This window comes from Pantoea sp. DY-15, assembly GCF_019795935.1.
GTDB classification, from domain to species: Bacteria; Pseudomonadota; Gammaproteobacteria; order Enterobacterales; family Enterobacteriaceae; genus Pantoea; species Pantoea leporis.
This window is the reverse complement of sequence record NZ_JAIMIF010000001.1, coordinates 654,716-664,969: the sequence shown is the minus strand read 5'-3', so window position 1 is coordinate 664,969 and position 10,254 is coordinate 654,716. Positions and strand designations below refer to the sequence as shown.

Annotated in this window: 12 protein-coding genes; 3 read left to right on the top strand and 9 right to left on the bottom strand. The window is 56.7% G+C overall.

Annotated features, from left to right (window positions below):
* Positions 1–2: 2 nt before the first annotated feature.
* From K5Y32_RS03215 to K5Y32_RS03175, 9 genes are all read right to left on the bottom strand, one after another.
* Positions 3–257, bottom strand: a complete 255-nt coding sequence (locus K5Y32_RS03215) for an acyl carrier protein (protein ID WP_222181778.1) — start codon at positions 255–257, stop codon at positions 3–5.
* An 11-nt stretch (positions 258–268) separates the two neighbouring features.
* Entirely contained in the window at positions 269–526 is a 258-nt protein-coding gene (locus tag K5Y32_RS03210) for a phosphopantetheine-binding protein (protein ID WP_007887282.1), read from the bottom strand.
* A 3-nt stretch (positions 527–529) separates the two neighbouring features.
* The gene (locus K5Y32_RS03205; RefSeq protein WP_222181777.1) at positions 530–1,327 is read right to left on the bottom strand and encodes a 1-acyl-sn-glycerol-3-phosphate acyltransferase; all 798 of its coding nucleotides are present in this window, start codon (positions 1,325–1,327) and stop codon (positions 530–532) included.
* A complete protein-coding gene (locus tag K5Y32_RS03200) occupies positions 1,317–2,054 on the bottom strand; it encodes a beta-ketoacyl synthase chain length factor (protein ID WP_222181776.1) in 738 nt (245 codons plus the stop codon). The genes K5Y32_RS03205 and K5Y32_RS03200 overlap by 11 nt, the downstream gene beginning before the upstream one ends.
* Positions 2,055–2,243: 189 nt before the next feature.
* Positions 2,244–2,633 carry a hypothetical protein gene (locus tag K5Y32_RS03195; protein WP_167391170.1) on the bottom strand — a complete coding sequence of 130 codons (390 nt, stop codon included), beginning with the start codon at positions 2,631–2,633 and terminating at the stop codon, positions 2,244–2,246.
* Positions 2,634–2,867: 234 nt separating this feature from the next.
* Positions 2,868–4,238 (bottom strand): efflux transporter outer membrane subunit, encoded by a 1,371-nt coding sequence (locus K5Y32_RS03190; protein ID WP_222181775.1) that lies wholly within the window; start codon positions 4,236–4,238, stop codon positions 2,868–2,870.
* Complete coding sequence (locus K5Y32_RS03185) at positions 4,235–5,326, bottom strand: HlyD family secretion protein (protein ID WP_222181774.1); 1,092 nt, start codon at positions 5,324–5,326, stop codon at positions 4,235–4,237. The genes K5Y32_RS03190 and K5Y32_RS03185 overlap by 4 nt, the downstream gene beginning before the upstream one ends.
* Positions 5,323–6,990: an MFS transporter gene (locus K5Y32_RS03180; protein ID WP_222181773.1), complete on the bottom strand. Its 1,668-nt coding sequence runs from the start codon at positions 6,988–6,990 to the stop codon at positions 5,323–5,325. The genes K5Y32_RS03185 and K5Y32_RS03180 overlap by 4 nt, the downstream gene beginning before the upstream one ends.
* 2 nt (positions 6,991–6,992) lie before the next feature.
* A complete protein-coding gene (locus K5Y32_RS03175) occupies positions 6,993–7,424 on the bottom strand; it encodes a MarR family winged helix-turn-helix transcriptional regulator (protein WP_101760893.1) in 432 nt (143 codons plus the stop codon).
* A 484-nt stretch (positions 7,425–7,908) separates the two neighbouring features.
* Here K5Y32_RS03175 and K5Y32_RS03170 point away from each other — a divergent pair, with 484 nt between their 5' ends.
* From K5Y32_RS03170 to K5Y32_RS03160, 3 genes are all read left to right on the top strand, one after another.
* Positions 7,909–8,166 (top strand): biofilm/acid-resistance regulator YmgB/AriR, encoded by a 258-nt coding sequence (locus tag K5Y32_RS03170; RefSeq protein WP_008102310.1) that lies wholly within the window; start codon positions 7,909–7,911, stop codon positions 8,164–8,166.
* 152 nt (positions 8,167–8,318) lie between these two features.
* Entirely contained in the window at positions 8,319–9,818 is a 1,500-nt protein-coding gene (locus K5Y32_RS03165) for a SulP family inorganic anion transporter (RefSeq protein ID WP_222181772.1), read from the top strand.
* A gap of 165 nt (positions 9,819–9,983) precedes the next feature.
* A complete protein-coding gene (locus K5Y32_RS03160) occupies positions 9,984–10,154 on the top strand; it encodes a hypothetical protein (protein WP_222181771.1) in 171 nt (56 codons plus the stop codon).
* Positions 10,155–10,254 lie beyond the last annotated feature (100 nt).

Genomic DNA, 10,254 nt, shown 5'->3' with positions numbered 1-10,254 from the left:
GATCAGGCTTCGTCGCGCATCAGTTGATCGACGGCATCCACCACATCCTGCACGGTACGCACCGCGCGGAAGGTTTCCGGTTTGATCTTACGGCCAGTACGCTTTTGCAGATGCACCACCATATCGACCGCATCGATGCTATCCAGCTCGAGGTCTTCATACAGGCGGGCGTCCGGACGAATATCATCCGGCTCAATTTCAAACAGCGAGGTGAGCAGCGAAGCCACTTCCTGGTAAATTTCGTTTTTGTTGATCATGTTGACTGTTCTCAGGCTTGCTGTTGTTCAACAAACGCGGCCAGTGTAGCCACGGAAAAAAAGTGCGCGCGCAGCGTTTCGCTCTCGGCGGAGAGCTGTACGCCGAAGCGATTTTTCACCGCCAGTCCCAGCTCCAGCGCATCGATTGAATCGAGGCCCAGCCCCTCGCCAAACAGCGGTGCGTCGGTTTCGATGTCGTCAGGGCTGATATCTTCCAGATTCAGCGTGTCGATAATCATCTGTTTGATGTCGTTAATCAGTACTTGCATAACTTAGTTGGTCTCGTCAGGCACCAGCGCCTGTTGCAGATGACGCGTCAGACGACGTGCGGCCAGCGGCTGCGCATCCTCTTCGGCTTCACAAAAGGCGTGGCTGGCAATACGCGATTGTACGCGTACAGTAAAAATCGGTTTAACCAGCGGAATCTGATACCAGCGGCTTTGCTTATCGAGCATGCGCTCGGTGCAGCTGATGTGCACCACACGCAGATCGCAGCCCGCGCGCACCGCAATGTTGGCGGCACCGCGCTGCAGCTTCAGCGGCTCGCCATAACGTGTGCGCGTGCCTTCCGGGAAAATCAGAATGGTATCGCCGCGCGCCAGCCGCTGCTGGCTGTCTGGCAGCAGCGTATCGGCTTCGCTGTTAATCAGGTAATCAGCGGCGCGAATCACGCCACGGAAGAAAATGTTGTGCTGCAGCTCGGCTTTCACCAGGCAATCCATCTCCGGCAGCACCGACGCAATCATCACGTAATCGATCAGTGACGGATGGTTGGCGACGATCAGGCAGCCGCGATCCTGACACAGCTGTTCTGCGCCGATGATCTGGTAATCGTAAACCCCGACAAAGCGGCAGAAACGCAGGAAGCAGCGGAAGCTCCAGGCGATGCTGCTGCGGGCGATATGGCGACGGCGCAGGCCATCACGCTGCACCAGTAACAGCAGATTGAACCAAATCAGCGACAGTAGCAGGCCGCCCACGCTGAACAGCGTAAAGCTGACGGCGGTCATCACCAGCCGCCAGTAATAGTTGAAACCGGGACGCGCCTCGGTCAGCGAATTATCCACCATGCAGACGCTCCCAGTGCCACTGATGGCGCTCGCCGGCCACGCTAAAACGTGGCGTGTTGTGCAGCATCGCCGCCAGAAATTGCAGACTTTGCGGCAGAGGGTTGTGCAGCTCAGCGGGTTTGCCGGCCTGCGCTTCGCAACGCCACGCCTCGCCTGCGCGTAGCAGCAGCGCTACCGCGTACGGCGCATTAAAGCGATCGATTTCCGGTAGCCACGGACGGTAGTAATCCGGCACCACGCCGTCAAAATCCACCAGCAGCACCTGCGCATTACCCGCCTGATGCAGCGCCGCCACTTCTATCAATCCTTGCTGGAAGCTATCAATACCGGCCGAAACCGAGGATGAAACCAGCGGCTGACGCGCGGCGATGGTCAAACTGCCCACCGCTGAGTTGTGAACCGACATGGCGAAATCGGTGGGCGACAGCGCTTGCTGTTCCGCCAGCGCGGTGAGAATGCGCAGATTACGCTCCAGTTCGCCGTGGCGACTGGTGAAGACGATGGCGTCCACGCTTTGCCGCGCCAATAACGCCAGCCCGCATTCAACCGCAGCACGGCTGCCGGCGCTGAGACGACGCGCGGTCATCATCGGCAAAAATTGGGGTTTCGCGATAGGTTGCGTGGCCTCTAACACCGGTGCCTGTTGCGCCCAGCGTTGCCACTCTTCTGCGGTGCTGTTGCCCGGCGCGATGGCGTGCCAGTCAACAAGGGAGTAAGCGAGTTTCATACCTGTATTCTTTCTTCAGCCTCAGGGATGGTCCGGTTTTCGCTGCGCGGCATCCCTTCCTTGCTCTCTATACCCGTCATCCCATGCGGATGTCGCCGATTAACAAGGCGGGCACATGGCCCGCCTGTTTCTATTTCGGCAGCGTTACGGCTAACTTTACAACATTATGTCAGCAATCACGCTTCGCGCTTATTTAGCGGCTTCGACCGCCAGACGCGTCTGGATGCCCTGGCTCAGGTTCTGAATCCAGCGGTTATAGTTGCGGTGAATCTGACCGCTGCCTGCTTTAAGATTCTGGCTGCTGACATACTGGATTTGATAGCTGTTCGCGGTGTAGTTCACGCGAATATCTGCGGTATGTCCGCGCTCGGCCAGGTGACCATTCATCACGCCCGGACCGGCTGGCGTCATCACCCAATGGTTAGCGGCACCCGCCTGGACGATAGCTTGTTTCATTTGCTCATCCGAGTAGCTCTGACCCACGGTCTGGCTCACATTCTGGATCGGCGCAGTACGCGGCGCACAGCCGGTTAACAGGACCGCAGTAACTAACAACGCAAAACCGATTTTTTTATTCATCATTTCCTTTTCTTCCCCTGTCTTTGCAAGCCGCCTGGATGAGCGACCGCGCTGGTAAACTTACCAACACTGTTCCGTTCAGACTGTGTAAAGCGGGCGGATAATAACATTATTTGTAAAGACAAGTAAAAAGAAGCATGAATGACTTTAGAATCGTTTACTGCCGATTTAAAACCAGACGCAGGCCGTTTTACGGCGGAATTTCTACCGAAAAATGGCCTTGCGACATGATGTTTAACCCTGCCAGCCGCCGCCGAGCGAACGATATAGATCGATTTGCGCTAACAGCAGCGTATTTTTTACTGACACGATATTCAGCTGAGTGCTGAACAGCGTGCGCTGGGCGTCCAGCTCATCCAGATAAGAGGCGTAACCATTTTGGTAACGGTTGTGGGCAATGCGATACGCTTCCGCCACATAACTCTCCTGTTTCTGCAACTCCGCCAGCTGCTCCTCGCCACGGCGAATGGCATCCAGCGCGTTATCCACGTCGGAGAAGGCGTTACGCACCACTTTTTCATAACCGTACAGCGCCTGATTACGCGTCGCCATCGCCACATCCACCTGAGCAGTTAGCGCTTCGCGATTCAGCAGCGGAGCCAGAATGCTGCCTCCAATGCTCCACAGACGGAACGGATTATCCAGCAGCTGATGCAGTTCGCTGCTTTGCAAGGTGCCGCTGGCGGTGAGATTGAGCGACGGCAACAGTTTGGCCTGGGTTGAAGCCAGTGACGCGTCGGCGGCCAGCAGCTGGCGCTGCGCCTGCACAATATCGGGACGACGATTCAGCAGTTGTGAAGGCAGCAGCGATGGCAGGGTTTGCGGCTTGATGTGGTCGAACTGGCTGCTGCGCGCAATTTGGCGCGGGTTCATGCCCACCAGCACGCTAAGCGCGTTCTCCTGCTGCTCGATCTGATGCTGCAACTGCGGGATCTGCGCTTTGGCGGTTTGATATTCCGAGGCGGCCTGCATCCATTCAAGGCGCGAGGTGTAGCCGGTTTCAAACTGGCGCTGCGCCAGGTTGAGCGAGTTTTTGCGCGTCGCCAGCGTTGCCTGGGTTACGCGCAGCTGTTCATCCAGCGCACACAAGCTGAGGTAGCCCGATGCCACCGAACTGGCGACGGTGAGCTCAGCGGCAGAAGCGGCAGCACGCTGCGCATCCAGCGAAGCTTCTGCGGCGCGAATGCTGTTGCTGCGGCTGCCCCATAAATCCACCTCGTAGTTGGCCTGCAGCAATCCCTGAAACACCGCGTTTTCATACGGCTGACCGGTGGCCGCCGACAGCGCACGCTGATGCGTAGCCGCCACGCCCGCCGACAGCGTTGGAAAATTATCGCCCTGCGCGGCACGCAACTCGGCACGGTATTGATCCACGCGCGAACGCGCGGTGAGGACATCGCTGTTGTGCTGCAGCGCCTGCGTGACGAGGCGATTAAGATTGGCATCGCCGAAATTCTGCCACCATTGCGCCTCCGGCAGCGCATGCGGGCCCACCTGCTGACGCCAGCTCTCAGGAATCGGCAACGATGAGGGCGCTTTTTCCACTTGCGTTGCACAGCTGCTCACCATCAATGCCACACAGGTGGCTAACAATAAGCGCCTCATGGCGTATCCTTGTGCGGCTCTGCGGCGGTATCAATGCTTACTTCCACTGACATGCCCGGACGAAGTGCTTGCAGATCGTCATTCAAAATTTTGATGCGCACCGGAATGCGCTGGGCAATTTTCACAAAGTTGCCGGTGGCGTTATCCGGCGAGATAGCACTGAATTCGGATCCGGCGGCAGGCGAAATAAACTCGACGCGGCCATCGTAATGCTTACCGTCCAGCGCATCGACGCGGATGTTCACCGGCAAGCCGGGACGCACGCGCGCCAGTTGAGTTTCCTTGAAATTCGCGATGATCCATTTGTTTTCTGGCACCACCGAGGTCAAACGCGTGCCGGCGGTCACATAGCTGCCTTTGCGCACCGACAGCTGACCGAGCTGGCCGCTGTCTGGCGCGATGATGCGTGTATTCGCCAGGTCGATATTTGCCAACTCCAGCGCCGCCTGCGCACTGGCAACATCGCCTTGCAGTGACGCGCGATTCACCACCACGGTTTGCAGATTCTGTTGTGAAACGGCCACCTGCGCATCCGCCTGTCGCAACTGCGCCTGCGCCTGGGCATTCGCCGCGCGTGCGGCGTCGCGCTCACGCACCGACAGCGAGCCATCAGCCGCCAGATTCTCGACGCGCTTGAGATCGAGGCTGCTTTTCAGCGCCTGCGCTTTAGCATTTTCCAGCGCCGCTTTGTTGCTGAGAATGTTGGCTTCGGCACTTTTACGCTGCTGCTGGTTGTTGTTCTGCGCGGCGATTTTCATATCCAGCTGCGCCTGCGCCTGATGCACGCGCTGACGATAGATACGATCGTCGATGGTCATCAGCAGCTGGCCTTTGGTCACTGGCTGCAAATCCACCACGTTCACTTCAGTCAGATAGCCATTCACCTGCGGGCTGATAAAGGTTACCTGGCCGCGCACGTAGGCGTTTTCCGTGGACTGAACGGTGCTGGTGAACGGCCACAGCTGCCAGGCATAGAGGATCACCAGCACGCCGACGATGACAATGCCGCTGCCAGCGGCGATAGAAAGAATGCGTCGGCGGTTGGTGCGCTCGCGCTCCGCCGCCTGAATGTCGTCCTGTTGGCTCATGAATTCTCCGTCGGGGTTACTGGTTGTGCCGCATTCATTTTAGTCTGACGCCAGTTGATATAGCGTAAGCGCGTCAGGCGATACAGCACCCAGATTAAGGTGATGAAAGCCAGCGCGGCGGTAAGAAGATAAGTATCGTTATAGGCCAGCACGTTGGCTTGCAGCGTCGCCACCGTTTGCAGCTGGCTGCTGCTTTGCGCGCTGAGCAGCACGCTATCCGGCAACTGGCTGCTAAACAGCGAGCTGTACTGGCTAAGGCGTTCGGTCACGTTGGGATCCAGCTGCGACAGCTGATCGCCCAGCAGGCTGGAGTGGTATTTTTCGCGCCACGTCTGGAACGTGCCGAGAATGGCCGCGCCAATAAGGCCGCCTAAGTTCTGGCTCATGCCGAACAGCACCGAGAAGCTGACCAGGTTTTTCGGTTGCGTCACCACGCCGCCAATCCCCAGCAGCATGGCAGGCCCGAGGAAGAAGGCGCTGCCGAAACCGAGCAGAAACTGGCTAAAGTAGAGATTGTGGGCACGCGTCAGCGGGTTGGATTGCGCATCCATCAGCGAGGCGACGATCATCACCACCAGCGACACGACAATTGGCCAGCTCAGATGCGTAGGTTTGATGGTTAATGCGCTGGCGATCATGCCGCAAATCACCCCGGCAATGATCGCTAACGCCAGACCGCGCATCTGATCGTTGAGTAAGCCGAGTTGCTGCAGGAAACCGACCGCGCCGGTGTTTTGCTCGGCCAGCAGAATACGCATCATGATCATCACAATGCCCAGCCGCACAATCGTGCCGTTGCTGAGCCAGCGGGTATTCAGCAACGGATTCTTACGATTGTGCTCGACGACAATCGCCGCCACGATCAACACCAACGCCAGCGCCAATGCCACACCGAGCCACGGCGTGCTGAACCACCATTCGATGCGGCCCAGCGACAGCACCGCGCACAGCAGCGCCATGCCCGGCGCCATCAACATGAAGGTGAGGAAATCCATCTTTTCAAAGGCTTTGATGCGGTCGCCGGGCGGCAGTTTCACCACCAGCACGCAGCCCAGCGAGATCATCGCCAGACCGAGTTCAAACAGGTATAAACCGCGCCACTCTTGCAGCTGCAGCAGTTCGGTGGAGAACAATCGTGCCAGCGGAATCGCCAGCTGCGACGCGGTGATGCCAATCACCAGGGCTTTAAGCCGATGCTTCGCCGGCCAGGCCTGAATCTGGTAATAGATGCCGAGCGAACTGAGCGCCGCGCCGACCATGCCATGCGCGGTGCGGACAATGATCGCCGAGCTGAGATCGTTAGCCAGCAGGTGGAAAAACGCCACGATCACATACAGCACCAGAAACGCTTCGGTGAACAGCCGCAGACCAAACTGCTGGCGGAACTTCACCAGCAGCAGGTTGATGGAGATGTTGCCCATCACATATACCGAGGGCAACCAGGCGATCTCATTGCTGTAAGCGCCGAAGGTGCCTTGCAGATTGGTGAGGTTGGCAGAGACCAGCGCGTTACTCAGCGCGCCGGTAATCGAGATCAATAAGCCAATGATGCCAAATGCGATGCGCTTCGAAGGCGAATGCAGCGGCGTTGAGGGCGAACCCGGCAGCATCGGCTTTTCATGCGGCAGCCATTCGCGCGGGGCATAAGGATTACGTTTTGCCACGGTTAAACGCTTCCCAGACGCGCGAGCAGCTGTTGCAGCACCTGTTCCGTTATCGCCAACGATGCAGGATCGATATCCGCCAACAACTGTGCACGTAGCGCATCGGCCTGCGTTTTCACTTCGGCAAAGGCCACGCTGCCCTGCTCAGTCAGAATCAGCAGGCGTTTGCGACGATCTTCCGGCGGCTGCACGCGCGCTAATAGCTGCTGCTTCACCAGACGATCCACCAGCGGCACGACGCTGGCCTCTTCCAGACCAAGCAACTGCGCCAGCGCTTTTTGCGTTGGCGGCTCGGCGGCGGTGGCAACGCTGGCAATCGCCATCCAGCTGCTCATGCTCAATCCGCTCTCTTTGAGGCGACGATCAACAGCCAAACGCCATGCGTGCGCGGTGAGATGCAGCAAACGAGAAAAGGGTTGGGGATAGTCGCTCAAAACGTAGTGGCCTAATGGTTAGGTATCTAACTAAACGGGAGCGTTATTATAAGGTAAGCCGCTCGCCAATGAAAATTTTGCTTACACCTGCAAACGTAGTTGGCAGGACAAAAAATCTCCAGCTTTCCTTATCAGTTGTACAACTCACCGAAAATTTGGCGGTTTTCGCCCATTCTTGTATAGCTTTTAGAAAACATTACAAATCATAACTCACTGTTAAATAAGGACTAGCACAAATTGCTTAAAATCAAGCTTGTACAAGTTGTGCCGGATTGTATAAGTTTACGTCCCGTGAGCCAGCTGACGGCTCCGTAACGAATGATGCACTTTGCGTCGCCTCTGAAGGTGTTGTGGATTTCCACCTTCAGAGGTGTCTTTTTGCGTTGGTTGATGAGTTGGGTGTTGCGCGCCTGTCCGCGTGCAAATTTTTTCATCATGGAGCTGAAGGCACATTGCCATCAGGCCGATCTTAAGGGCTTCACATATGCAAAACGCCGCAAACAGTAGCGCTGCCATCGCTGACTATTTCAAACTGGCCGGTAATAGCGACAGCAGTGAAATGGAAGTTTTCGGGCAGATCATCGCCGAAATCCTGCAAGCCGGTATGCCGGTTTCTAATAAAGCGATTATTGCTTCGCTGATTAACCGTCTTGAGATGGAAAGCGATGTGATTCAGCTGGATATTTATCGCCATCTGCTTGAATTAGTTGTGAATAAAACACCTGACGATCTCGCGGTCTAAAGCCGGATTCCAGGGATGGAATCACCCTCACCTGCCCCAACGCGCTAGCGTCTCACCTTATTGCCCGGTAACATCCCTTCTCGGAAAATCCTAACTGGTTACTGCCGTACCGCGACGGTATGCGCACAATAATAAAAGAGCCTGCACAATCTATGAGTCAACCAACTGAGCGCACCACTGCGGTGGAGAGCGATATCACCGTGGGGCGCGTTTTACGTTCGCCTGCCCTGCTAACCCGCGAGTGTCTGGCCGGCATTATTACCGCGCTGGCGCTGATCCCGGAAGTTATCTCCTTCTCCGTGATTGCCGGTGTCGATCCTAAAGTCAGCCTTGTGGCCTCGGTGGTGCTGTGCCTGACGCTGTCGATTCTGGGCGGTCGTCCGGCAATGGTCACTGCAGCGGCCGGTTCGGTGGCGCTGGTGATCGGCCCAATGGTGCATGCGCACGGCGTTGAATACATTCTGCCGGCGGTGGTTATGGGCGGCATTATCCAGATTATCTTTGGGCTCGCTGGGTTGTCGTGCATGATGCGCTATATCCCGCGTTCGGTGATGATCGGCTTCGTTAACGCCCTCGGCATCCTGATCTTCTTTGCGCAGGTCCCGCACGTTTGGGGACAATCCGCGTTGGTGTGGGTGCTGTTCGCCGTTACGCTGGCCATCGTGCTGCTGCTACCGAAAGTGTTTAAAAGCGTCCCTTCACCGCTGGTGGCGATTGTGGTAGTGACGGCGGTGGCGTTGGTGCTTGGCTATCGCGTACCGAACGTGGGCGATGAAGGGCCAATGACCGCCGGTCTGCCAGGCTTCACGACGTTGCTGGTGCCAATCAATCTGCACACGCTGCAAATCATCTGGCCCACCGCCTTGAGCATCGCCTTTGTGGGTTTGATGGAGTCGCTGCTGACCGCCAAACTGGTGGATGACATTACCGATACGCCTTCCGCTAAACGCCGCGAATCCTGGGCGCTGGGCGTCGGCAATATTCTTGCGGGCTTCTATGGCGGCATCGCCGGTTGCGCGATGATTGGCCAAACCATCGTTAACGTCGAGCTGGGCAAAGCACGTACGCGTGTTTCGACGGTCGCGGCGGGTATCGTGCTGCTGTTATTAGTGACCGGACTGAGCCAGATTATGGCACAGATCCCGATGGTAGTACTGGCGGGCATTATGATGGTGGTAGCGGTGAAAACCGTGAACTGGCACAGCCTGCATCCGGCTACGCTGAAACGCATGCCGTGGTCGGAAACCTTTGTGATGGTGCTGACGGTTGCTGTCACCGTGTGGACCGGCAACCTGGCGATTGGCGTGCTGGTTGGTGTGATTCTGGCGATGATGCTGTTCGCACGCCGCATCGCTCACGTCATTCACGCTGAACGCCAGCTGAGCGAGGATGGCCAACAGGTCAATTACACCGTGCGCGGCCCGCTGTTCTTTGGTAGCAGCAATGATTTGTTTGAACACTTCAATTACGGCCACGATCCAAAAACTGTCACCATCGATTTGACGCATGCGCAGATTTGGGACGCTTCCAGCGTGGCGGCCCTTGATGCTATCGAATATCGCTATCAGCGCCATGGAGCGAACGTCACCTTTATCGGGCTGGATAACCGCAGCAGCGATTTCCGCGAGCGGCTGAGTGGCAATCTGGGATAGAAATATTAGGATTGAGACGAAAAACGCCGGAAATCCGGCGTTTTTTATGGTTACTGCCGCGCTTCGCTTGCGAAATTTGCTGTCACTGACTTTGCTTAGCTCATGGTCAATCCTTTGATCTCTTTGGGATTGGTTACTCAATCACTTAATTATAAGGAGCAGCAGATGAACGTTTTAACAAAAGCAGCATTGGTGACGTTAACCTTGGTATCGCTGTCGGGTTGTATGCACAAGAGTGATGCGGTCGGCAACGATGGGCGCCCACATGCGCCAAGTAACCAACCGGTGCCAGGCGCCAGCGAAGGAGCAGGTCCGGTGGGACAACCGCAATCGTAATGACTTGCCCGGCTTTGCCGGGTTTTTATTGGCGATGAGGTAAGGACAAAAACAAAAAAACCGCCCTTAGGCGGTTACGACATTACTGCTTATTGCTTTA

What these genes read in the sequence shown, in the direction of transcription:
- K5Y32_RS03215 (WP_222181778.1), bottom strand. Translation starts at nt 257, where the DNA reads ATGATCAACAAAAACGAAATTTACCAGGAAGTGGCTTCGCTGCTCACC.
- K5Y32_RS03210 (WP_007887282.1), bottom strand. Translation starts at nt 526, where the DNA reads ATGCAAGTACTGATTAACGACATCAAACAGATGATTATCGACACGCTG.
- K5Y32_RS03205 (WP_222181777.1), bottom strand. Translation starts at nt 1,327, where the DNA reads ATGGTGGATAATTCGCTGACCGAGGCGCGTCCCGGTTTCAACTATTAC.
- K5Y32_RS03200 (WP_222181776.1), bottom strand. Translation starts at nt 2,054, where the DNA reads ATGAAACTCGCTTACTCCCTTGTTGACTGGCACGCCATCGCGCCGGGC.
- K5Y32_RS03195 (WP_167391170.1), bottom strand. Translation starts at nt 2,633, where the DNA reads ATGAATAAAAAAATCGGTTTTGCGTTGTTAGTTACTGCGGTCCTGTTA.
- K5Y32_RS03190 (WP_222181775.1), bottom strand. Translation starts at nt 4,238, where the DNA reads ATGAGGCGCTTATTGTTAGCCACCTGTGTGGCATTGATGGTGAGCAGC.
- K5Y32_RS03185 (WP_222181774.1), bottom strand. Translation starts at nt 5,326, where the DNA reads ATGAGCCAACAGGACGACATTCAGGCGGCGGAGCGCGAGCGCACCAAC.
- K5Y32_RS03170 (WP_008102310.1), top strand. Translation starts at nt 7,909, where the DNA reads ATGCAAAACGCCGCAAACAGTAGCGCTGCCATCGCTGACTATTTCAAA.
- K5Y32_RS03165 (WP_222181772.1), top strand. Translation starts at nt 8,319, where the DNA reads ATGAGTCAACCAACTGAGCGCACCACTGCGGTGGAGAGCGATATCACC.
- K5Y32_RS03160 (WP_222181771.1), top strand. Translation starts at nt 9,984, where the DNA reads ATGAACGTTTTAACAAAAGCAGCATTGGTGACGTTAACCTTGGTATCG.